19 protein-coding genes and 1 tRNA gene are annotated in these 22,088 nt (G+C 70.9%); 12 read left to right on the forward strand and 8 right to left on the reverse strand.

Features of this window, described 5'->3' with window-relative positions; all coding sequences use genetic code 11:
• The first annotated feature begins 92 nt into the window (after positions 1-92).
• On the forward strand, positions 93-1,286 hold the full coding sequence (locus HYN04_RS09755; RefSeq protein WP_110450582.1) for a DUF2939 domain-containing protein: 1,194 nt from the start codon (positions 93-95) through the stop codon (positions 1,284-1,286).
• Between the two features lie 45 nt (positions 1,287-1,331).
• Here HYN04_RS09755 and HYN04_RS13780 read toward each other — a convergent pair whose 3' ends face one another.
• From HYN04_RS13780 to selB, 5 genes are all read right to left on the reverse strand, one after another.
• On the reverse strand, positions 1,332-1,850 hold the full coding sequence (locus tag HYN04_RS13780; RefSeq protein ID WP_273701374.1) for a UGSC family (seleno)protein: 519 nt from the start codon (positions 1,848-1,850) through the stop codon (positions 1,332-1,334).
• A gap of 31 nt (positions 1,851-1,881) precedes the next feature.
• Positions 1,882-2,832 (reverse strand): hypothetical protein, encoded by a 951-nt coding sequence (locus HYN04_RS13595; RefSeq protein ID WP_199285946.1) that lies wholly within the window; start codon positions 2,830-2,832, stop codon positions 1,882-1,884.
• Positions 2,733-3,467 carry a TlpA family protein disulfide reductase gene (locus HYN04_RS13600; protein WP_199285947.1) on the reverse strand — a complete coding sequence of 245 codons (735 nt, stop codon included), beginning with the start codon at positions 3,465-3,467 and terminating at the stop codon, positions 2,733-2,735. Before HYN04_RS13600 ends, HYN04_RS13595 begins: the two co-directional genes overlap by 100 nt.
• Positions 3,468-3,527: 60 nt before the next feature.
• Positions 3,528-3,622: transfer RNA gene (locus HYN04_RS09775), tRNA-Sec, on the reverse strand.
• 13 nt (positions 3,623-3,635) lie between these two features.
• Positions 3,636-5,561 (reverse strand): selenocysteine-specific translation elongation factor, encoded by a 1,926-nt coding sequence (gene selB / locus HYN04_RS09780; protein ID WP_110450585.1) that lies wholly within the window; start codon positions 5,559-5,561, stop codon positions 3,636-3,638.
• Positions 5,562-5,688: 127 nt separating this feature from the next.
• Here selB and selA point away from each other — a divergent pair, with 127 nt between their 5' ends.
• The 6 genes from selA (at position 5,689) to HYN04_RS09810 (ending at position 13,785) form a co-directional block, all read left to right on the forward strand.
• Positions 5,689-7,149: an L-seryl-tRNA(Sec) selenium transferase gene (gene selA / locus HYN04_RS09785; RefSeq protein WP_199285948.1), complete on the forward strand. Its 1,461-nt coding sequence runs from the start codon at positions 5,689-5,691 to the stop codon at positions 7,147-7,149.
• Positions 7,150-7,238: 89 nt separating this feature from the next.
• On the forward strand, positions 7,239-8,423 hold the full coding sequence (locus tag HYN04_RS09790) for an FAD-binding domain-containing protein (protein ID WP_110450586.1): 1,185 nt from the start codon (positions 7,239-7,241) through the stop codon (positions 8,421-8,423).
• A complete protein-coding gene (locus HYN04_RS09795; protein WP_199285949.1) occupies positions 8,420-9,958 on the forward strand; it encodes an FAD-binding domain-containing protein in 1,539 nt (512 codons plus the stop codon). The genes HYN04_RS09790 and HYN04_RS09795 overlap by 4 nt, the downstream gene beginning before the upstream one ends.
• A gap of 151 nt (positions 9,959-10,109) precedes the next feature.
• Positions 10,110-11,135: an extracellular solute-binding protein gene (locus tag HYN04_RS09800; protein ID WP_241962604.1), complete on the forward strand. Its 1,026-nt coding sequence runs from the start codon at positions 10,110-10,112 to the stop codon at positions 11,133-11,135.
• A 35-nt stretch (positions 11,136-11,170) separates the two neighbouring features.
• On the forward strand, positions 11,171-12,730 hold the full coding sequence (locus HYN04_RS09805) for an ABC transporter permease (protein WP_110450588.1): 1,560 nt from the start codon (positions 11,171-11,173) through the stop codon (positions 12,728-12,730).
• Entirely contained in the window at positions 12,727-13,785 is a 1,059-nt protein-coding gene (locus tag HYN04_RS09810; protein ID WP_110450589.1) for an ABC transporter ATP-binding protein, read from the forward strand. Before HYN04_RS09805 ends, HYN04_RS09810 begins: the two co-directional genes overlap by 4 nt.
• On the opposite strand, the gene HYN04_RS13785 is transcribed toward HYN04_RS09810, so the two are convergent.
• A complete protein-coding gene (locus HYN04_RS13785; protein WP_277870382.1) occupies positions 13,760-14,593 on the reverse strand; it encodes an SPFH domain-containing protein in 834 nt (277 codons plus the stop codon). The genes HYN04_RS09810 and HYN04_RS13785 overlap by 26 nt on opposite strands.
• A 229-nt stretch (positions 14,594-14,822) precedes the next feature.
• On the opposite strand from HYN04_RS13785, the gene pyrC reads away from it, so the two are divergent.
• The 5 genes from pyrC to HYN04_RS09840 all read left to right on the forward strand — a co-directional run bounded on the left by pyrC (position 14,823) and on the right by HYN04_RS09840 (position 19,900).
• Positions 14,823-15,911, forward strand: coding sequence for a dihydroorotase (gene pyrC, locus HYN04_RS09820; RefSeq protein ID WP_110450590.1), 1,089 nt, complete (start codon positions 14,823-14,825; stop codon positions 15,909-15,911).
• 100 nt (positions 15,912-16,011) lie between these two features.
• On the forward strand, positions 16,012-17,292 hold the full coding sequence (locus tag HYN04_RS09825; protein WP_199285950.1) for a NupC/NupG family nucleoside CNT transporter: 1,281 nt from the start codon (positions 16,012-16,014) through the stop codon (positions 17,290-17,292).
• 5 nt (positions 17,293-17,297) lie between these two features.
• Positions 17,298-17,900 carry a CDP-alcohol phosphatidyltransferase family protein gene (locus HYN04_RS09830; protein ID WP_110450591.1) on the forward strand — a complete coding sequence of 201 codons (603 nt, stop codon included), beginning with the start codon at positions 17,298-17,300 and terminating at the stop codon, positions 17,898-17,900.
• A gap of 48 nt (positions 17,901-17,948) precedes the next feature.
• The gene (locus HYN04_RS09835) at positions 17,949-18,758 is read left to right on the forward strand and encodes a DUF1499 domain-containing protein (protein WP_110450592.1); all 810 of its coding nucleotides are present in this window, start codon (positions 17,949-17,951) and stop codon (positions 18,756-18,758) included.
• Positions 18,759-18,769: 11 nt separating this feature from the next.
• Positions 18,770-19,900 carry an NAD(P)/FAD-dependent oxidoreductase gene (locus tag HYN04_RS09840; protein WP_110450593.1) on the forward strand — a complete coding sequence of 377 codons (1,131 nt, stop codon included), beginning with the start codon at positions 18,770-18,772 and terminating at the stop codon, positions 19,898-19,900.
• Here the strand turns inward: HYN04_RS09840 and HYN04_RS09845 are convergent.
• Positions 19,877-21,295 (reverse strand): dihydrolipoyl dehydrogenase family protein, encoded by a 1,419-nt coding sequence (locus HYN04_RS09845; RefSeq protein WP_110450594.1) that lies wholly within the window; start codon positions 21,293-21,295, stop codon positions 19,877-19,879. The genes HYN04_RS09840 and HYN04_RS09845 overlap by 24 nt on opposite strands.
• Entirely contained in the window at positions 21,292-22,008 is a 717-nt protein-coding gene (locus HYN04_RS09850; protein WP_110450595.1) for a TVP38/TMEM64 family protein, read from the reverse strand. Before HYN04_RS09850 ends, HYN04_RS09845 begins: the two co-directional genes overlap by 4 nt.
• Positions 22,009-22,088: the final 80 nt, after the last annotated feature.

Here is a 22,088-nt window from a genome sequence, read left to right on the forward strand (position 1 = left end):
GGGCCGGTGACGAGGATCCAGGCCCTGAAAAGTCGGAACGACAGTGGCTGAGAGAGGCGGCGAACGGGACCGCCCGGACTGGAGGATTGCACATGGATCGGAAACTCATCTGGCTTGGCGCGGCGGCGGCCTTAGCCCTTGGCGGGGCCTATCTCGCCTCCCCCCTCCTGGCTCTGAAGTCCCTGCAGGGCGCCATCGGGTCCGGAGATGCAAAGAAGCTGGAGACCCTGGTGGACTTCCCGGAGGTCCGCGAGAACCTCAAGACCCAGGTGAACGCCATGATGGGGGCCAAGGCGGGCGAGGATCCCAAGATGGCCGCCTTCGCCTCCATCCTGATCGGCGGCCTTGTGGAGACCATGGTGACGCCCGATGGAATGCTGAAGATCCTGGCGGCCGGCGACATCTCCCTGGAGGACAAGGACGGCGCCAAGCCCGCGACCAGCGATCCTGAAAAACCCCGGACACCGGCCACGGTGACCGGCATGTCCTATCTCGACTTCTCCCATTTCCGCGCCCAGCTCGCCCCGGAGAAGGGCGAGGCCGAGGGCATGGGGCTGGTGCTGGAGCGACGCGGCCTCTTTGGCTGGAAACTGACCCGTCTTGAGCTGCCCAAGGAGGCCGACGCCAAGGCCTCCGCCGTCTCCGCCCCGGTCGCCGCCGGGCCCGCGGCGCCGGTGTCCGATGCCGACCTCGAGGCCAAGCTGCCGGACGCCTTCGCCGCGGCCTTCCCCGGTTCGCCGGTCAAGTCCGTCGGCAAGGGCGACCAGGCGCGCACGCTCACCTTCAAGCCGCTGAAGCTGCTCAAGACAGCGACCGGCTACGCCCTTCTGGCGAACGGCGCGAAGGCGGAAGGCAGCCATGCCGAGACCGGCGCCCTCTCCATCTCCTACCTGCGCTGGGGCCCCAAGGGCTTCGAGCTTTCCGGCCAATGGCTGGAGGCCGCCGCCGGCGAGACCTTCGGCGCGCCGCCCGAGACCACCGTCCGGACCGACCTCCTGGCCGAGCCCGTCATCCTGGCCAAGGCCGGGGGGATGTGGGGCGGCTGCGCCATGTCCTTCACGGACGTGCTGACCTTTGGGCCCAACGGTCCAAGGACCCTCGCGTCGGTCCAGACGGGATACGAGACGGAGGAGGGAAGCCTCTCCGCCGTCATCACCCCGACCGACGGGCGCTCCGGCTTCGCCGCCAGCTACAAGGGCGACGATGTGAAGGTCCCCAAGGTCACCTACACGGTGCGCGGCGACAAGGCCGTCCCCGATGTCGAGGCCGGTCTTCCCACCTGCTGAACGGACAGACTGTCCCGTCCCGCTAAGGGACGGGACAGCGCCGGATCAGGCCGTCAGGGCGGTGACGACAGATTCGAAGACCTCCCGGGCCTTCTGGCGCATTTCCTCGTCGTTGGCGTCCTGGATCGGGTGATCGACCAGCAGGTAGCGCGCACCCTCCATGCCCAGCGCCTTGCGCTGGACCTCGGCGGCCTCGGCGAACTCGCTGGAGGCGATGGAGACGGCGGGAAGCCCCTGGATCTCGAACCACACAGTGTCGTGCAGACTGCACGTCGTGCATGATCCTCAATCGGCGAGGGCTTCCACCAGGACGCTGCATTCCGACTTGATCTTCAGCCGCAGGTCCGAGGGACAGGGCTTGGTGAAGGTCGGCTTGGCGTAGCGCCGGATCTCGTTGTCCGGGAAGCGGTCGGCCAGCAGGCGCTCCAGCTCGTCGAGGAGCACGTTGCCCCGGGGCTTGCTGATGTCCAGGAGGCCGATCACCCCCTCGATGGTTCCCGTTCGCGGGGTGATCTGACGGGCGACGGGCACGCGCTCGTCGGTCGGATCCAGGATGGTGGTCATGACTTTCCTCCGAAGTCCGGAAACGAGGCTATCAGCAGTCGATCTTCCTGGAAACGACCGTTGAGCCCATGGCCCCGGTGACCCAGCCGTGGAAGGCGGCCGAGAACTTGCCTGCCTCCGAACCGGCCACGACGATGTGGATATACTTGCCGTCGGCGAACTTGGGCGTGGGCGTCTCCAGCATCTCGGGCGTCATTCGCGCGGCGGAGGCGACGGGAATGCCCGCGCCGGAGATGTCGTTCGACACCATCTCGCGCAGGGGCCGGGCGGTGACCTCCTGGATCCGGGCCCGCAGCCGGTCCTTGGGATAGTCGCCGTCCACCATCAGGGTGTTGATGTGTTCGGGGCAGACCACCAGCAGGGCGTCCACCGGCATGCGCCGGATCTTGGGCAGGAACATGCCCTCCAGCCCCAGGCCCAGGGTCCCGGCGATCTGGTCCGGGCGGCGGGATTCCTGGTCGACGATCTGGACTGGCCCGCTGGTCATGGCGAAGGCCGTGACCACCGAGTCCTCGCGCGCAAAGCCGCGCTCGACGTGCAGGGGATCCCAGGGCGAGCCCTCCTCCCACTCGGCGAAGCACATGGTGAACTTCATGGGACTGGACAGGGTGGAACGGTCCACGCCGCCCGGCCTAGCGCCGCCGAGGTTGCGGATGATGAGCCGCACCGCCCGGCCGATGGTGGCGTTGGCGCGGTTGCCGGTCCCAAGGGCGCCCAGCTTCATGTTCATGCCGATCCGGTGGCGGATCGGCCCGTTGACGACCAGGACGGGCGAGGCGCCCATGGTGGTGGCGTTGACCCCATGGATGTTGAATTCGTCGGTGCAGACCGCCTCCAGGGCGGCGATGACCACAGGCAGGTATTCCGGCCGGCAGCCGGCCATCACGGCGTTGATGGCGACCTTCTCCACCGTGGCCGGGGCCATGTTCGGCGGGACGATGGCGACGACGTCCTGGGGGTCGCGGGTCGTCCCCGCCAGCATCCGGACCACCCGCTCCGGGGTGGGGGGACCAGGGGCAGGCCGTCGCTGAAGCCCTGGTCAAACAGGAATTCGTCGATGTCGTCGGAGGCGGCGATCTCGATCCGGCGGGCGCGGATCGGGCTGCCCTCGGCCTCGGCGACCAGACGGTCGTGGATGTCGGGGTCCAGGTGCTTGGAGCCGCAGCCCGGGCGCCAGTCCGGCAGCTCGGCCCAGGCGATCTCTGGCCCGGAGCCGCCCAGGGCCGAAGTGACGCCCTGGACCAGGGCCTCCCACTCCGCCTTGACGAAGCCCTCCATCCCCGGCGACGCCGCGCCCCTGGCGTCGGTCCAGAAGACCGCAGGCACGCTCTCGAAGTCCCAGCCCAGGGAGGTGCGCAGGGCGCCGTCGTCCAGGATGGGCAGGGTCAGGCCGTGCCGGTCGCGGAGGATCTCGGCGCCGTCCCGGGCCTGGGCGACCATCCAGATGTCGGCCCTGTCGCCCCAGGCCTGGTGGAAGGCCTCCAGCAGGGGGGCGACCAGGTTGCAGGTGGCGCAGTCCTCCTTGGCGAAGACAACCAGGCTGGGACGGCCCGTGGGATAGCTGTGCGGGGTTCCCTCCAGGTCCTGGAGGGTGAAGGCGGGCGGGGTCGGGCTCATGTTTCCGTCCTCTTCCTTGTCGTTGGCCCCAGGGGTTCCTTGTCGTACCGCGGGCGGAGTTGGCGGAGGTGGATGGGAATCGAACCCACCACACGCCTCAGAGACGTGTCACCGGTTTTGAAGACCGGGGAAGCCACCAGACTCCAGTCACCTCCAGCGTGGGAGACACTAGTGCGGGACCGGCGCGGGACCGAAGCGGTTTCTTGGCGCCGTGACCTGGCGGACATCGCCCCTGCGGGCCGTATCGCCCCGGGAGTCCAGGAACTCCAGGGCCGGGACGATGAACTTGCGGGAGGTGGACAGGGCCGCCCGGGCCTCGCCCGTGGTGAACGCCATCGGCGGGGGAAAGGCCGCGTGCAGGGCCCCGACCGCGGCATCCAGGGCGTTGAGGTGGAAGACCAGGGTCTGCCGCAGGGCGTGGTTGCGCAGGGCGACCAGCCGACCGGACGCCAGCAGGAGTTCCATCAGGTCCGCCTCGAAGGCCGAAGGGTCCGGCGGGCTCAGGCCCCCGGCCCGGAAGTCGGACTCGATCCCGGCCAGCCGGGACAACTGGTCGGCGGAGAGGGTGGCGAAGGGGTCATGTCCGGCGAGGGCGATCCGGCCCCGCTCAAGGCGGATCTCCCCGGCGTCAGCCAGACGGTTCTCGGCCCAGGCGATCAGGGCGGGGGAAAGGGCGCGCGAAAGTCCGTTCCGGAAAGCGGCCAGGGGAATGAAGGCCTGCAGGGGCTGGCGGCCGTGGGCCTCGGCCAGCCGGTCCAGATAGGCCTGCCTCGCCGCCGCGAGGGCGGCCTCAGGAGCGAAGACGCCCTCGTCCAGGCGAATGAGGGACAGGGAGAGCGCAGCCTCGACCTCCGCCGGCGACCGCCGGGCGAGCCGGGCCGCCTCGGCCAGCGACACCGCGCCGCCGTCCCGACCTGCAAGGCCTGCTGCAATCCCGTCGAGGTCCCCGGCGAGGGTCGCCGCCAGGAGCCCGCGGCGGGCCTCGAGGGTCCGGGCCCTCAGCTCGGGAGCCACCGGGTCCAGCACACGGCCTCCGCCCAGGGTGGCGGCAGGCGAGGGACGGCGCAGGAGAAGGCGCTGGCCGGCATGGACCGGCGCGGGCGCCGCCAGGCGCAGCTGGGCCAGCCCCTCCGCCCCGGGCGCAAGGGCGGCGTCCCCGATCAGGCGGACGCGGGCGATGTCCTGCCGGGCGCCCCAGAGGACCCGGACCTCGTCCCCCGACCGGAGGGGGCGCGGGGCTTCCGGGGAGAGTGTCAGGGCGATGTCGATGCGGGCGGTGGCCGGAAAGATCCCCGGCGTGCAGAGGACCTCCCCCGGGCGGACCTCGTCCGGCGCCACGCCGCGCAGGGCCGCCGCCGCCCGGCCGCCGGCCCGGGCCGAGGCCACCTGCCGGCCGTGGACCTGGAGCTGGCGCACCTGCACCCGGCGGCCAGAGGGTTCCAGGACCCCCTCGTCACCCGCACCAAGGTCCGCACCCTGCAGGGAGCCGGTGACGACGGTCCCGGCTCCCGCGAGGCTGAACACCCGGTCCATGGGCAGGAAGACCCCCGGCAGGGGGTCGGGCGGCGGGGCCTGCGCGGCCAGGGCCCGGATCCCCCCGTGAAGGGCCTCCAGCCCCTCGCCGGTCACGGCCGAGCAGAAGACGAGGGGCGCAGAAGCCAGGAAGCTGTCCTCCATCTCGCGACGCAGGCGGGCCTCGAGGCCTGGGCGGGCGTCCGGCGGGACCAGGTCGGCCTTGGTCACCGCCACCAGGCCCAGGTTGAGGCCCATGAGGCCGGCGATCTGCAGATGCTCGCGGGTCTGGCGGGCGAAGCCCTCGACAGCGGAGACGACCAGCAGGGCCGCCCGGGCGCCCGCCGTTCCCATGACCATGGCGCGCAGGAAGTCCTCGTGGCCCGGGGCGTCCAGGAAGTCGATATCGCCGGCGGGATCCTCGCGGAAGGCGAAGCCCAGGGCGATGGACATCCCCCTCGACTTCTCCTCTGGCAGGCGGTCGGTCTCCATGCCGGTCAGGGCCCGGACCAGGGCCGTCTTGCCGTGGTTGACGTGGCCGATCACCGCCAGGCCAAGGGGCGGAGGCGGGGCGCCGGTCACCGGAACTGTCCCTGGCGAGGGCGATGCATGGAGACTCCCTACGTCGAACCGGCGGCGAGGTCATCCGCCTCGCTTGCCGGGGCTCGGAAGGCCTCCCTATAGTCCGGCCCCAAGAGGAACCGCCCCCGTGACCCTGAAGCCCCCCAAGGCCGCCCGAACCGATCCCCGGCGTCAACTTCCGGCGGTCGGAGTTGTCTGCGAGGCGCCTGAAGCGGCGTCGCTTAAGGCCCGGTTCGGCGGTGCGGCCCTGACAGCTGCGGTGAGGTCAGTCCTGGCCGAGGCCCGGATGCGGCTGGCCGCCGAACCCCTCGCCCTTCCCACCGTCACGGACCTGCTGCAGGCGGTGGAAGCCCGCCTGTCCGAGGGTGTCCGCGAGACCCTGTTCCCGGTGATCAACGCCACGGGCGTGGTGATCCACACCAACCTCGGGCGGGCGCCCCTGGCGCCGGAGGCGGTGGCGGCGATCCAGGCCGTCGCCGGCTACGCCAACCTCGAGATGGACCTGGACACGGGCCGACGGTCTTCGCGGCAGGCGCACCTCGCCCCGCTGATCGCCGAGCGGACGGGGGCCGAGGCGGGCCTGGCGGTCAACAACTGCGCCGGCGCCGTCCTGCTGGCCCTGGCCGCCCTGGCGGAGGGAGCGCCGGTCATCGTGTCGCGCGGCGAGCTGGTCGAGATCGGCGGCGGCTTCCGCATCCCGGACGTGGTGGCCCAGAGCGGCTCGCGCCTGGTGGAGGTGGGAACCACCAACCGGACCCACCTGCGCGATTACGAAAGGGCCCTCGCCGAGCATCCGGACGCCCGGGTCATCCTGCGGACCCATCCCAGCAATTTCCGGATTTCAGGCTTCACCAGCGCCCCGTCCCTTGAGAGCCTGGCCCACTTCACCCACGCCCACGGCCTCCTCCTGGTCGAGGACCTGGGCGGGGGCGCCCTCGTGGACCTCTCGCCCTTCGGCATGGCGGACGAACCGACGGTGCAGTCCAGCCTCAAGGCGGGGGCCGACCTGGTGATCTTCAGCGGCGACAAGCTGCTGGGAGGTCCCCAGGCGGGCCTGGCCGCCGGGCGCAAGGCCCTTGTGGACCGGCTGGAAGGCCATCCCCTGGCCAGGGCGCTCAGGCTGGACAAGCTGTCGGCGGCGGCCCTGGCGGCCACCCTGCGGCTCTACCGCCCGCCCTCGGACCCCTTCGCCCGGATCCCCGTCCTGAGGAGCCTGGCCCAGGACGCCCAGGCCCTGGACGCCCGCGCCCAGGACCTGCTTGCGCGGATCGAAGGCCTGCCGGGGCTCACCGCAGAGGTCATCGCGACCGAGGGCTTCGCCGGCGGCGGGGCCCTGCCCATGCGCCCACTGCCCGGCCGCGCCCTGGCCCTGTCCTGCGAGAGCCTCGGCGACGAGGACCTGGCCCTGCGCCTGCGTACAGGCCCGACCCGCGTGCTGGGACGCATCGAGCAGGATCGGGTGCTCCTCGAGATGCGGACGGTCGGGGACGCTGAGGTCCCGGCCCTGGCTGAAGCGATTGTTGCGGCGGCGGGGGAAATCGGCGGCGTGCCGCGACGTCATCCGGAGACGCCCCCTTCCCTCGCCTGATGTACGGCGACATATGGCCGGCACAGGGACCGGTGCAGGCCGCTCCACATCCATGACGGGACCAGAGGGACGCCGTGCCAGACCCCGGGATGTTCCCGCCGATCCGCCAGGCCGCCCTGGAGCGCCTCACAGGGTTTGTCCCGGCGGCGGGGCGCGCCTATGCGGAAGGCCGCAACCTGGACCCGGGGCCCGGCGAACCGACCGCCGTCTCACGGCTCTCCCCCTATCTTCGCCACAGGGTGCTCTCGGAAGCCGAGGTGGTCGATGCGGTGGTGCAGGCCCACGGGGTCGCCGGCGCGGACAAGTTCATCCAGGAGGTGCTCTGGCGCACCTACTGGAAGGGTTGGCTGGAAATGCGGCCTTCCACCTGGTCGCGGTTCCTGGAGACGCGCGACCGCCAGCGGGACGGCCTGGCCGATGTGCGGGCCCTCGCCGACGCAGAGGCGGGCCGTACGGGCATAGAAGGCTTCGACGACTGGGCCTGCGAACTCGCCCGGACCGGCTACCTGCACAACCACGCGCGCATGTGGTTCGCCTCGATCTGGATCTTCACCCTGCGCCTGCCCTGGGCCCTGGGGGCGGATCTCTTTCTTCGCCGGCTCATCGACGCCGACCCGGCCAGCAACACCCTGTCCTGGCGCTGGGTGGCGGGCCTGCAGACACCGGGGAAGACCTACCTGGCGACCCGGGAGAACATCGCCCGCTTCACGGGGGGCCGCTTCGCCCCTTCGGGCCTCGCGACGGACGCCTTTTCCCTGGTGGAGGCGCCGCCTGAACCCCCGGCGGGCCTGCCGCCGGCCGCAGGCTCACCGCCGCCCGGGCCCTTCCTGCTGCTGGCGACGCCGGAGGACCTGACCCCCGAACTTGGAGGCATTGAGCCGTCGGCGGCCGCCGCGGCGATGGTCACGGCGGATCCCAGGCTGTCCTTCGGGGAGGCCGCCCGGCGGTTCACGGCCGGCGCGGCAAGGGACGCCGCCGATCGCCTCGCCGGGCGAATGGAAGGGCCGGTGACGATCCTGGCCCGGCTCGACGCCGACGCCCTGGTCGCGGCAGCCCAGGCGGCGCAGGTGAAGACCCTTGTCACCCCCTTCGCGCCCGTGGGCCCCACGGCGGACGCCCTGGCGCAGGCCGCGCGGACGCTTGAAGCCGAGGGCCTGCGGCTCATCCAGATCCGCCGCGACTGGGACTCCCGCTTCTGGCCCCACGCCACTGCGGGCTTCGTCGCCTTCCGCAAGCAGATCCCGGCCCTGCTGGAACCGGGGATGTCCCGGTGAGGCGTCCCCTGCAGGTGGTCTGGTTCAAGCGCGACCTGCGCATCGTTGACCACCGCCCCCTTGCCCTGGCCGCCGAAGCCGGGCCGGTGCTGCCCCTCTACATCGTCGAGCCCGGGCTCTGGGCCCAGCCGGACGCCTCGGGAAGGCAGTGGGCCTTCGCCGCGGAGTGCCTCGAAGAGCTGGCGGTTTCGCTGGCTGGGCTGGGCCAGCCCCTGTGCGTCGAGGTCGGGGAGGCGGTGGAGGTGCTGGACCGAATCCACGAGGGCCATGGCGTCGCCGGCCTCTGGAGCCACGAGGAGACCGGGAATGGATGGACCTACGCCCGGGACCTGGCCGTCGGGGCCTGGGCGAAGGCGGCGGGCGTCCCCTGGCGCGAGGAACGCCAGTTCGGCGTGATCCGCCGCCTGAAATCCAGGAACGGCTGGGCCCAGGCCTGGGACCGGGACATGGCCAGGCCGACGACGCCGCCGCCCGAAGGGCTTGTTCCCCTTGGCGGGGACTGGCCGGCGCAGCTTCCGTCGGCGGACGACCTCGGCCTGGCGCCCGACCCCTGTCCCCATCGCCAGACGGGCGGACGCACGGCCGCAATGGAGATGCTGGAGAGCTTCCTGTCCGGGCGCGGGCGCGACTACCGCCGGGAGATGTCGAGCCCGCTTACGGCCTACGGCTCCAGTTCGCGGCTCTCGCCCCACCTGACCTGGGGGTCGATCTCTATGCGGGAGGTCGCCCAGGCCACCTGGGCGCGCCAGCGCGGGCTCCGGACTTCGGGCGCGCCCGACGCCGGACGTTGGCGGGGGTCCCTCGCCTCCTTCTCGGGACGCCAGCACTGGCGCTGCCACTTCGTCCAGAAGCTGGAGGACGAGCCGCGGATCGAGTTCGAGAACCTCCACCGCGCCTACGACGGCGTCCGCCCGGATGCGCCCGATCCGGACCGCCTGGAGGCCTGGAGCCAGGGCCTGACCGGCTATCCCTTCCTGGACGCCTGCATGCGGGCGCTGGACGCCCATGGCTGGATCAACTTCCGCATGCGCGCCATGCTGATGTCCTTCGCCAGCTACCACCTCTGGCTTCCCTGGCGGGAAAGCGGCCTGCACCTGGCGCGCAAGTTCGTGGACTACGAGGCGGGAATCCACTGGCCGCAGGTGCAGATGCAGTCAGGCACGACGGGCATCAACACGCTCAGGATCTACAACCCCGTGAAGCAGGGTCACGACCAGGATCCCGACGGCGCCTTCGTCCGGGCCTGGGTTCCCGAACTCGCGGCTGTCCCCGACGCCTTCCTCCATGAGCCCTGGCGCTGGGAGGGGGCGGCCAGCCTCGACTATCCCGCCCCGGTCGTCGACAACGCCGAGGCCATGCGGGCGGCCCGCGAAACCCTCCACGCCCTGCGCCGCGACAGCGGCCACAAGGGCGCCGCCCGGGTCATCGCCACCAAGCATGGAAGCCGCAAGTCCGGTCTGACCGGAACGGGCGATCGCCGGCGAGGCCGGGCAAAGCCCACGGACAGCGTCCAGCTGACCCTGGACTTCGGCTAGCGGAGACCGCGAGGGGGGCAAGGCGAGGATCCCGCCCCAGAGGCTGCCGCCCGGGACTTGACGCCCGCACCCCGGCAGCACATTTGTGTTGAGAATGCTTCTCAATACAATTTCCCGGTGGAACCTCGCCACCGACCGAAAGGCGCGATCCGTGAAAACCCTCCTTCAGATCCTCTCCGTCTCACTCCTCGGGATGGCGGCCTGCTCCGCCCCGAAACCCGCGGAGAAGGTGGTGAACGTCTACACCGCCCGGCACTACGACAGCGACCTGGCCCTCTATGAGCAGTTCGCCCGGGAGACGGGGATCAAGGTCAACAGGATCGAGGGCAAGGCCGACGAGCTTGTCGCCCGCCTCAAGGCGGAGGGCGCCAACAGCCCCGCCGACGTCTTCATCGCCGCCGACGCCGGCGCGCTCTGGAGGGCCCAGGAGGCCGGGCTCTTCCAGGCGCTCAAGTCTCAAACCCTGGAGGCCCGCATACCCGCCGCCCTCCGGGAACCCGATGGCGCCTGGTTCGGCTTCTCCCGACGGGCGCGGGTGGTCGCCTACGACGCGGCCAAGGTGAAGCCCGAGGAAGTCGACGACTATGCCGAACTGTCGGGCCCGCGTTTCCGCGGCAAGATCTGCGTCCGGTCCTCGGACAGCATCTACAACCTGTCCCTGGTGGGCGCCCTGATCGAGGCCTGGGGCCCGCAGAAGGCCGAGGCCTGGGCGAAGGGCGTCGTCGCCAACATGGCCCGGCCTCCTGAAGGCGGGGACCGCGACCAGATCCGCGCCGTCGCCTCGGGGGTCTGCGAGGTCGCGATCACCAACAGCTACTACTACCTGCGCATGGCGTCCGGGACGGACGAGGCGGACCGGGCCGTCACGGAGAAGGTCAAGCTGGCCTTCCCCAGCCTCGACGGCCAGGGATCCCACGTGAACATCGCCGGACTGGGCCTTGCGAAGGCATCGCCCAACCGGGAGAACGCGGTCCGGCTCATGGAGTTCCTGACCTCTCCTGCAGCCCAGGCCCACATCGCGGCGAACAATTCCGAATTCCCGGTCTCGCCCGAAGTTGAGGCCCCAGAGGCGGTGCGGGCCTATGCCGGCTTCAAGGCGCACCCGATGAGCGCTTCGGCCTTCGCCCGCCGCCAGCCGGAGGCCCAGTCGATCATGAGCGCGGCGGGCTGGCGCTGAGCCCCCGCCCGACTTTCGGGACCGCAGGCTCCCGGGTGATCGGCGTCCTGGCCGCCTGCGCGGCGGCCGTGGTCCTTCTGCCCCTGTCCGGAGTCCTCGCAGCGGCCTTCGGCGAGGGGGCTGCAAGGATTCCCCTGTCCGACGTCCTCAGATACGCCGCGACCACGGCCGTCCTGGCCGTATCCGTCGGGGTGCTGACCGCCGTCGCCGGCGCGGCGGCGGCATGGCTGGTGGTGATGCACAGGTTCCCGGGGCGTTCAGTCTTTGCATGGGCGCTCGCCCTACCCCTGGCCATGCCCGCCTTCGCCCTGGCCTACGGATACGCCGACCTGTTGGATGTGGCGGGACCCCTCAGGAGCGCGATCCGGGACCTCACCGGCCGGGACCTGCCTTTCGAGATCCGAAGCCCCGGAGGCGCGGTCTTTGTCCTCTCGGCGGCCTTCTATCCCTATGTCTTCCTCGCCATGCGCGCCGCCTTCCTGAACCTGCCGGGTTCGGCCATGGACGCCGCCCGGATGCTGGGGTTCGGGAGCGCCGCGGCCTTCTTCAAGGTCGCCCTGCCGCTGACCCGCCCGGCCCTGGGAGCCGGTGTCGCCCTGGCCGTGATGGAGACGCTGGCGGACTATGGAGCCGTTCACTTCCTCAGTGTCCAGACCCTGACCACCGGCGTGGTCCGGGCCTGGTCGGTCTATGGCTCCACCGTCAGCGCCGCCCGCTTCGCCCTGCCCCTCCTGGCGGCGGCCGCCGTGCTGCTCTGGATCGAACGGGCGGGACGACGGGGCCGTATCCACGAGACGGGAAAGACCCGCTGGCGGTCCCCGGAGCCCGTCCCCCTCGGCCGGGGACCGGGCCTGGCCGCCGCCGCCTTTTGCCTCTTCCTGCTCTGCGCCGGCCTCCTGGTCCCGGCGGGATGGCTGGTCGCCCACCTCGGGGCGCAGTCCCCCGACTGGGGCCGTCTTGCGCTCGCCGCGCGCAACAGTCTGGGCCTGGCCCTTGCCGGGGCGCTGGTGACCGTGGGGCTCGCCACCCTCCTGGCCCTGGGATCCGAGCAGCGCCCACGCCTCGTCCGGCTGGCCAGCCTGGGCTACGCAACGCCAGGCGCCGTCATGGCCATCGGCCTCCTCGCCCCCGCAGGGGCGATCTGGAGCCTCTTCCCCGGGTCGGGAACGGCCCTGGCCCTGGTCCTGTTGGTCCTGGCCTACGCGGCGAGGCTCATGGCCTCCGCCCTGGAGCCCATCGACGCCGGGCTCACCCGCATCCGCCCCTCCCTGCCGCAGGCGGCGCGGACCCTGGGACGCAGCGAGTTCGCCAGCGCCCTGTCGGTCCGGCTTCCCCTTGCCGGCGGCTCGCTCCTCACCGCCGGGCTGATCGTGCTGGTGGATATCCTCAAGGAGCTTCCGGCCACCCTCATCCTGAGGCCCTTCAATTTCGACACCCTGGCGGTGATCGCCAACAACTACGCCCTGGACGAGCGGCTGGGGCAGGCCGGGGCGCCGTCGCTGATGATCCTGTTCCTCTCCCTGCCCGCCGTGATCTGGCTGACGGGGCGTATCGCCGCAGCGGCCCCGCCGACCGGAAGGGAAACGCGCCCATGACTCCCCTGCTTGAACTCCTGCAGCTCTCCCGCCGGTTCGGATCCCGCGATGTGGTCGACTCCGTCAGCCTGGAGCTGCACCCGGGACGGATCGCCTGCCTCCTGGGCCCGTCAGGCTGCGGCAAGAGCACACTTCTGCGCCTGGTCGCCGGCCTCGATCGCCCGGACGAGGGAGAGATCCGTATCGGCGGCCAAACCGTCGCCTCGCCGGCGGGCGCGCTGCCCCCGGAGGCGCGCGGGGTGGGCCTCGTGTTCCAGGACAATGCGCTGTTCCCGCACCTCGACGTCGAGGCCAACGTCGGCTTTGGCCTTGCCGGCCTGTCGCGGGCGGACCGACGGCGGGAGGTGCATCGCCTGCTGGACCAGTTCCAGATCGCACCGCTGGCGTCGGCTTGGCCGCACAGCCTGTCCGGTGGGGAACAGCAGAGGGTGGCGATCGCCCGGGCGCTGGCGCGGGCGCCCTCGGTCCTCCTGCTCGACGAACCCTTCTCGGGACTGGACGGGGTCCTGAAGGAAGCCGTCCGCAGCGCCCTGCTGGACGACCTGCGACGGCTGGGCGCGACGGTCCTGGTGGTCACCCACGACCCCGAGGAGGCCATGGCCATCGCCGACGATCTCTTCCTGATGTCGGACGGGCGGATCCTCCAGGCCGGGGCCCCGGAAGCCCTCTACCGGCGCCCTGTCAGCCTGGTGGCGGCCCGGCTGCTTGGGGAGATGGTCGCCATCCCAGGGATGGCGAAGGGCGGCCGCGTCGAGACGATCCTGGGCGACCTTGTCGCGCCGGACGTGAGGGACGGTCCGGTCCAGGTCGGACTGCGCCCTGAAGCCCTGCAGCCCGCCGGCGATGGCGCAGAGGTCAATGTGCTGGCTCGACGGTTCGCCGGAGATGGCCACCGGCTTACCCTGGACCTTGGGGGCGTTCCGGCGCCGCTCCGCTGGCGGGAAGCGCCGCCGACGCCGGGCGGGACCGTAAAGGTCCGGCTGGATCTCGCCGGCGCCGTCGTGTTCGGCGACGCCGGCGAGCCGGTTGTCAGCGGGCGTCCTCGCGCAGGTTGATGAACGGCGCGCCGCCGGATCCGGTCACCTGGGGCATCTTGCCGTCCCACTTCTCAACGGCCTTCAGGTCCACGTAACGCGGGTTCGCCGCCAGGGCCTCGTTGATGATCCGGATGGATTCCGCCTCGCCTCGGGCCGCGGCGATCTGAGCCTCGGCCTGGGCCTGGGCCTTGGCCACCTGGGCTCGGGCGGTCAGGGTCTCCTGGTCGGTCCGGGTCTTGGCCTGGATGGCCTGGAGGATGACGTCCGGGTAGCGGATCGTGCCGATCCAGTCGAGCTGGCTCACCACCACGCCGTGCCGCGCCCACTTGGTGGCGACCCGTGCGAGGGCGCGCTGGATCACCACCTGGCGACCACCGGAGTAGAGGGCGTCGACGTTCACCTTCTCGGCCTCGGCGGCGATGGCCGAGCGCACGTCATTGCGGATCGGCCCATCGAGCAGCTGGTCGAAGGTGAGGCGATAGGTCTCGTAAAGCTTGGGCGCCGAACCGCGGGTGACCTGCAGGGTGATGGCCACGTCGGCGGTCATCGGCAGGCCGGTATTGTCGGCAAAGGCGATCTCTTCGTTCTCGGGACCGCGCTCGTCCGGCTCGCGGTTGTAGCTGTAGGTTCGCTGGATCACCGGGAACTCGACGATCCGCTCTCCCACGCCCCGGAAATGCCAACCTGAGGACAGGGGCTGGGCGTCCACACCGGCCGAAGGCCCGAGGGTGCGGATCTTGACCCCGACATTGCCGGGTTCGACGGTCTTGCCAGCGATTATGAGGATCACCAGCACCAGGATCAGGGCGGATAGCGCGACGGACACCCGGCGGATGAAGGCAGGATCAGGAATTGGAATCGGAGCACCCCTTTGGTTTTCCCCCCTCCGCAGATGTGTGTCGGAGCGGCTATCTTCAAGCCGTGAAGGTGGAAGAACACCGCAAACCGGCCCTCGAGGGGCGATGCCGAGGATCTGAGTAAGGTCAATTCCACTGGGTTTCAGCACGCCCCTGGGCCATCATGGCGATGGGGGATGTTTCCGGAGATTCCATTCCATGCCGTCGTCTGAGACCGCTGTGCTTCCTGGCCGTACGGAGGGCGCGCCGTCGCGCCTGACCCTCCGCCGCCCCGATGACTGGCACGTCCACCTCCGCGACGACGCCATGCTGGCCTCGGTGGTCAACTACACCGCCCGGCAGTTCGGGCGCGCCATCGTCATGCCCAACCTCAAGCCGCCGGTGACGACCGTCGCCGCCGCCCGCGCCTATCGCGAACGCATCCTGGCGGCGGTGGAGCCCGGCCTGGATTTCACGCCCCTGATGACCTGCTACCTGACCGACGGCCTGGATCCCGCCGAGGTCGAGCGGGGCTTTGCCGAAGGGGTCTTCACCGCCTGCAAGCTCTATCCCGCCCACGCCACCACCAACTCCGCAGCCGGCGTGACGGACGTGCGCCACATCCACGGCGTGCTGGAGGCCATGCAGAGGATCGGCATGCCCCTGCTGATCCATGGCGAGGTCACCGACCACCATGTCGATATCTTCGACCGCGAGGCCGTGTTCATCGACCGGGTCCTGAACCAGCTGGTCGCAGATTTCCCGGCCCTGAAGGTGGTGTTCGAGCACATCACCACGGCCGACGCCGTAGCGTTCGTCGAGGCCTCGGGCCCCAACATCGCGGCGACCATCACGCCGCACCACCTGGCGATCAACCGCAACGCCATGTTCGAGGGCGGGATCCGGCCGCACTTCTACTGCCTGCCGGTGGCCAAGCGCGAGCCCCACCGCCTCGCCCTTCGCCGAGCGGCGACCTCGGGCTCGGCCAAGTTCTTCCTGGGCACGGACTCCGCCCCGCACCCGGTGGGGGACAAGGAAACCTCCTGCGGCTGCGCGGGCATCTTCAACGCCCCCTACGCCCTGGAAAGCTACGCCGCCATCTTCGAGGAAGAAGGCGCCCTGGACCGGCTGGAGGCCTTCGCCTCCGAGAACGGGCCGCGCTTCTACGGCCTGCCCCTCAACGCCGGCTCGGTGACCCTCGAGCGGCGCACCGCCTCGGTCCCCGGGGTGCTGAAGCTGGCGGCGGCCGACCTCGTGCCCTTCCACGCCGGGGAAGACCTGGGATGGAGCCTGGCCGACGCCGGCTGAGCAGGAGCGCCGCCGCCGTCCCGGCAGCCCGCCGCAGGTTTCCGGTTCACGGGGCGCCCAGGGTAGGCGTAAGCAGGGTCATCGGACGCAGGGAGATGGCATGGGCGCGGTCATGGAAGGCCTGCAGCAGATTCAGGGACTGGTCGGCCTGGTCTTGCTCACTGCGGGCGCCTGGGTCCTGTCGGAGGACCGGCGGGCCCGGCCTCGGCTTCGTTGGATCCTTGGGGCCCTCCTGCTCCAGGTCCTGATCGCCCTGGTGGTGGTCCGGGTTCCGTTCGTGTGGTCAGTTATCGGCCTTGCAAACCACGCCGTGGCGGCCGTCGAGAAGGCCACCCTTGTCGGCTCCAGCTACATGTTCGGCTACACCGGCGGCGCGCCCGCGCCCTTCGAGCTGAAGCCCGGCGCCGCGGCGCCCGTGATCATCGCCTTCCAGATCCTGCCGCTCATCATCGTCTACTCGGCCCTGGCGGCCCTGCTCTGGCGGTGGGGGGTCCTGTCGCGGATTGTGGCGGGCCTCTCCTGGGCCCTTCGCAGGACCCTCGGCGTCAGCGGCGTGGTGGGCCTCAGCGGCGGCGCGAACATCTTCCTCGGCGTGGTGGAGTCGCCCCTGGTCGTTCGCGCGTATTTCGAGCGGATGAGCCGGTCGGAGCTGTTCGCCGTCATGACCCTGGCCATGTCCACCATCTCAGGCGCCATTCTGGTCCTCTACGCCCAGACCCTCGCCAAGACGGTGCCGGACGCCGTCGGGCACATGATCTCCGCCTCGCTGATATCCCTGCCAGCGTCGGTGCTCCTGGCCCGCCTGATGGTTCCGGGAGACGGTGCGACAGAGACCTCGAGCGATGAGACGGGTCTCACTTATGACAGCAGCATCGACGCCATCGTCCGTGGGACGATGGACGGGGTCCAGCTGTTCCTCGCCGTGATCGGGATGATCATCGTGATCTTCGCCCTGGTCACCCTCGCGGATTTGGCCCTGGCGCTGGCGCCGGCGGTGCAGGGTGAGCCCCTCACCGTGAGGCGAGTCTTCGGCTGGATCTTCTCGCCCCTGATGTGGACCCTGGGCGTGCCCTGGGACCAGGCGCCACAGGCCGGCGCCCTGATGGGGACGAAGACCATCCTGAACGAGTACGTCGCCTACATGGACCTGGCCGCCCTGCCGCAGGGGACGCTGGATCCCCGCAGCCAGCTTATCGTGACCTACGCCCTGTGCGGCGTGGCCAACCTGGCCAGCGTCGGCCTGCTGGTTTCGACCATCGGGACCCTTGCGCCCTCACGCCGGGCGGAGGCTGCGAGCCTGGGCATGAAGTCCTGGGTTGCGGGGAACATGGCCTCGGCCATGACCGGGGCGGTGATCGGCCTCGTCACCCGCATCGCCTGACCGACATGTTCGACGCCCGCCTTCGTCCGCTCATCGACCCGGCCCTGAACCGGATCGGCCTGGCCCTTGCCCGACGGGGCGTGGGCGCAAATCCGGTGAGCGCCGCAGGCGCCATACTGGGTGCGCTTGCAGGGGTGACCATCGCCGCAGGTCATCCGCTTGCGGGACTGGCCCTGGTCCTCGCCAGCCGGTTCCTCGACGGCCTTGACGGCGCGATCGCCCGCGTCCGTGGAACGACCGACTTCGGGGGCTACCTGGACATCGTCTGCGACTATGTCTTCTACCTCGCGGTGCCCCTGGGCTTTGGTTTTGCGGCCCCGGAAAACCTGCCGTTCGCCCTGTTGCTGGCCGCATCCTTCACCCTGACGGCGGTGAGCTTCCTCGCCTACGCGACGCTGGCGGCCAAGCAGGGCCTAGAATCCCGGGCGCATGGGCGGAAGAGCTTTTTCTACAGCACTGGGCTGGCCGAGGGCGCCGAGACCCTGCTGGCCTTTGTCCTGATGTGCCTTTGGCCCGCTGCATTCCCGCAGATCGCCGTCATCTTCTCAGGCCTGTGCCTCCTGACGGTGATCCAGCGTAGCGTGATCGCCCGACGTGTGTTTCGATGACCCTGAGATCGCCGCCCGCCGGGTGCGCGCAGACCTGAAGGTTCCCGCATGAAACTCAAGCTGGCTCGCGCCTCGCTGATCGTTTCGCTCCTTCTGCCGCTCTACTTCATGGTGGCGGCGCTGGGCGTGAAGTTCGGCCTCTGGTCCTGGCAGACCGGGCTCGTGAAGATGATCATCCAGCTCGGGGCGCCGCTGATCGGGCTCACCCTCCTTCTCGGCCTTGTCGCGACGGTCGTCACCCTTTTCCGGAAGCCGCGCACGGGCTGGCGGATGGCCCTCGCCGGCCTGCTGGTCCCCGTCCTCGCCCTCGTCTATGTGGGCCAGGTCCAGTCCCGGTCGGCGCGCATTCCCCCGATCCATGACGTCTCCACCAACATTACGGACCCGCCGGTCTTTTCCCCCGCAGTCATGGCCGCCCGGAAGGCCGCCGGAGCCAACCCGGTCAGCGCCATGGACGCGCCGATGGGCAGCCTTCCCGCATACCAGGGGCCCGGCTTCGCCGCCCTGGCCGCCAAGACCCTCGGGCAGGTCGGACATGAGGCCTATCCGGCCGTTCGTCCCCTGGCCCTGTCCGCCGACCCGGCCAGGGTCGCGGCGGCGGCCGAGGCCGAGGCCAAGGCCCAGGGCTGGACCCTTGCGACCTCGGACCCGGCCGGAGGCGTCATCGAGGCGACGGCGGAGACCTTCTGGTTCGGCTTCAAGGATGACGTCGCCATCCGCATCCGGCCCGGGGTGAACGGAGGCTCTGTCGTGGACGTCCGCTCCACCTCCCGGGTCGGCCTGAGCGACATCGGCGCCAACGCCGTCCGCATCGAGGGCTTCCTTGCGGGGCTGAAGGTCCGGACCGAAGCCCGCTAGCCGCACAGCGGATGCTCCGCGCACGCGTCCGGGTCGTCCTGGTCGGGGCGGGACACGCCCACCTCCTGGTGCTGAAGCACGCCGGCGCCCTGCGTGCGGCCGGGGTCGAGCCGATCCTCGTCGCGCCGCCGACCTTCCACTATTCGGGCCTTGCGACCGCCGTGCTCTCCGGCGCCCTCCCGCCGGGCAGAGCCCTCCTGGACGTCGGCGCCCTCGCCGCGCGCTACGGGGTCCGGCACCTGCCGGCGGAGGTTGCGGCGATCGACCGGCAGGCACGCCGCCTGCATCTTTCCGATGGGCAGGACCTCGCCTACGACGCCGTCTCCTTCAACATCGGCAGCGTCACGGCCTGCGGGGGCGACCTTCAGGGCGAAGGCGAGGCCTGGCCGGTCAAGCCGCTTTCGGGTCTTGCCGGCCTCCGCAGGCGCCTGGAGGACCACCTTGCAGACGGCGTTTCGCCATCGATCGTGGTGGCGGGCGGCGGCCCCACGGGATTTGAGGTCGCCGCCGCCCTCGCCGGACGGGTGGAACGGGCGGGCCTGTCGCCGCGTGTGCTGATCCTCCGGCGGTCGATGCCGGACTGGGCGTCCGCTCGGGCCCTGGGAAGGCTCTCGGCGGCGCTCCAGCGCCGCGGAATCCTCCAGACCTCTGGCGAGGCCGCTGGGCGCCGACCGGGTGAGGTCCTGCTTTTGGATGGAGGAGCCCTGCCCTGCGACCTCCTGGTGATGGCCACCGGCCTGCAGGCGCCCGCCGTGATCGCCGACCTTGGCCTTCCCCTCTCCCAGGACGGTCGCCTCGCGGTCGGGCCCACCCTCCAGTCGCCTGGGGACCCCACGGTCCTCGCTGTCGGGGACTGCGCGGTGATCACCGGTTCGCCGCGCCCTCCAGCAGGGGTGTTCGGGGTGCGGGCCGCTCCGATCCTTGCCCACAACCTGGCGGCGCTGGGGACGGGCGCGCGCCTTGCAACCTTCGCGCCCCAGTCTCGATGGCTCTCCATCCTCGACCTTGGCGACGGGACCGGACTGGCCCTGCGGGGCCGGGTCTGGAGCCTCGGGCGCGGCGCCCTCATGCTGAAGCGCCGGCTCGACCTTGGCTTCGTCGACGGCCTGCGCGCCGCCTCAGGCGAAGTGCTTGAGGACTGACACCAACCTGCGGGTGCGGTCTGAGAACAGGGCCGGGGTGTAGAACTGGCCGGCCAGCCGCTTGTTGATCTCGCCGCGCGTGGGATAGGGCGCGATCATCCCAGTCATCTGGCTGAGCTTCAGCCCCGAGGCGAGGGCCAGGGACCAGAGGTGGATGTGATCCCCCGCATGGCGGCCCGCCAGGGTCACGCCCAGGATCTTGCCCCGGCCGGTGGTGACAAGCTTGCCGAAGCCCCGCACATCGCCCTCGGCCTGGGCCCGGTCGTTCTCGGCGAACTCGAAGACCTGGACCCGGACATCCGCCCCATGGCGTCGGCGCGCCTCGGCCTCGCCCAGGCCGATCGCCGCCACCTCGGGATCGCAGTAGGTCACCCGGGGGACCTGCAGGGCGTCAGCGTTGACCGGCAGGGCGAAGAGGGCCCGACGGACCACCAGAGAGGCGTGGGCGCCGGCGAGGTGGGTGAACTGGCCCCTCCCGGCGGCGTCGCCGATGGCGAAGACCCGGCGGTTGGTGGTCAGGAGCGAACGGTCGGTGCGAACGCCCTGCCGATCGAAGGCGATCCCGGCAGCCTCCAGGTTCAGCCCCTCCAGCGAGGGGGTCCGGCCCACGGCGACGAGGAGGTGTGATCCGGAGATCCGAACCTCATCGTCCCCTGACTTCGCGACCAGGACCGGGCCCGGCTCGACCCGGAGCACCGTGTGTCGCTCGAGGAGCTCGACCCCGTCGGCGAGCAGCTGGCGACGCACCACGCCGGCGGCTTGAGGGTCCTCGCGGCCGAGGATGTCCCCGGCCTCGACCACGACGACCTCGGAGCCCAGCCGGCGGAAGGCCTGGCCCAGCTCCACCCCGATGGGTCCGCCGCCCAGGACGATCAGGCGCTCCGGCAGGGCCTTGAGCTCGAACACGGTCTCGTTGGTCAGGTAGGGCGTGGCGTCCAGGCCCGGGATGGGGGGAACGGCAGCCCGGGAGCCAGTGGCGATGACGAACTTGCGGGCGGTTACGCGGATGCTGTTGCTGGCGACGGTCCGGCGGTCGACGAAACGGGCGGCCTCGCGCACCACCTGCACGCCCAGGCCTTCGAACCGCTCCTGGCTGTCGACCGGGGCAATGGTCCGGATGGTCTCGTGGACGTGGGCCATGACCCGGGCGAAGTCGACCTCGACCGGGCCGGCGGTGACGCCGAGGCCCCCGCCGCTGCGCGCCGAGTGGGCGGCGGAGGCGGCGGCGATCAGGGCCTTGGACGGGACGCAGCCATAGTTGAGGCAGTCGCCCCCCATTTCGCCCTTCTCGAAGAGGACGACCTTCAGGCCCAGCTGGGCGGCGCCTGCGGCCACGGAGAGCCCTCCGGAACCGGCACCGATGATGGCGATGTCCGCCTGGATCGTCTGGGTCACAGGGGCTTTCCCGAGCGGGCCCGGAGGCGCTGGAAGACGGTGGCGCCCAGGGTCAGGAGACCGAGGGCCAGGAGGGGCAGGAAGACCTTGGGCGAGAAGATCACCCCGAGGTCTGGGGTCCCGCCGCGGGAGAGGATCTCGCCGATCCCGGCGCCGATGCCGCTGTAGATGAAGGTCGCCGGCATGATGCCCAGGAAGGTCGCCAGGGCGTAGGCCCGCAGGGGGGCGTGGGCCAGGGCGGCGGCCACATTGACCAGCCAGAAGGGGGCCAGGGGAATGAGGCGCAGGGTCAGGATGTAGCCAAACGCGCCTTCCTGGACCCCGTCGATCACCGCCTTCAGCCGCCCGCCTGAAGCCTCGGCCCGGTCCCGCAGGGTCTGCCCGAGGGAGGTCTTGACGGCATAGAAGACCAGGATCGCGCCGAGGGTGGCGCCAATCACGGTCGCCGCGCCGCCGATCCAGGTCCCAAACAGGAAACCGCCAGCCAGGGTCAGGATCGTCCCTCCCGGGAGGCTGACCGCGGTGGCGAGGGCGTAGACCGCGATGAAGGCGAGGAGCGCCAGGGGCAACTGCTGGGCCACGAAGGCCCGCAAGGTGGCCTCATGGGCCTGGAGGGATGCGAGGTTGAGGTAGCCGCCGGCGCCACTGGCGAAGACGGCGATCACCCCTGCCAGAAGCAGGAGCAGGGGCAGGAAGCGTTTGAGGCGAGCCATCCGGTCTCCGATGCGGCGGGGCGCCTCCTCTTAGCGGCGACAGCGGGTAGGCGCCATCGCCTTGTCGCCGGGACGGAGGA

The organism is Phenylobacterium parvum, assembly GCF_003150835.1.
GTDB lineage: Bacteria > Pseudomonadota > Alphaproteobacteria > Caulobacterales > Caulobacteraceae > Phenylobacterium > Phenylobacterium parvum.

Coding starts and splice junctions, on each gene's coding strand:
- HYN04_RS09825 (WP_199285950.1), top strand. CDS start 16,012: ATGGGCGCGGTCATGGAAGGCCTGCAGCAGATTCAGGGACTGGTCGGC.
- HYN04_RS09830 (WP_110450591.1), top strand. CDS start 17,298: ATGTTCGACGCCCGCCTTCGTCCGCTCATCGACCCGGCCCTGAACCGG.
- HYN04_RS13600 (WP_199285947.1), bottom strand. CDS start 3,467: ATGAGCCCGACCCCGCCCGCCTTCACCCTCCAGGACCTGGAGGGAACC.
- HYN04_RS09755 (WP_110450582.1), top strand. CDS start 93: ATGGATCGGAAACTCATCTGGCTTGGCGCGGCGGCGGCCTTAGCCCTT.
- HYN04_RS09835 (WP_110450592.1), top strand. CDS start 17,949: ATGAAACTCAAGCTGGCTCGCGCCTCGCTGATCGTTTCGCTCCTTCTG.
- HYN04_RS09850 (WP_110450595.1), bottom strand. CDS start 22,008: ATGGCTCGCCTCAAACGCTTCCTGCCCCTGCTCCTGCTTCTGGCAGGG.
- HYN04_RS09790 (WP_110450586.1), top strand. CDS start 7,239: ATGTTCCCGCCGATCCGCCAGGCCGCCCTGGAGCGCCTCACAGGGTTT.
- pyrC (WP_110450590.1), top strand. CDS start 14,823: ATGCCGTCGTCTGAGACCGCTGTGCTTCCTGGCCGTACGGAGGGCGCG.
- HYN04_RS09810 (WP_110450589.1), top strand. CDS start 12,727: ATGACTCCCCTGCTTGAACTCCTGCAGCTCTCCCGCCGGTTCGGATCC.
- HYN04_RS13595 (WP_199285946.1), bottom strand. CDS start 2,832: ATGCTGGCGGGGACGACCCGCGACCCCCAGGACGTCGTCGCCATCGTC.
- HYN04_RS09840 (WP_110450593.1), top strand. CDS start 18,770: ATGCTCCGCGCACGCGTCCGGGTCGTCCTGGTCGGGGCGGGACACGCC.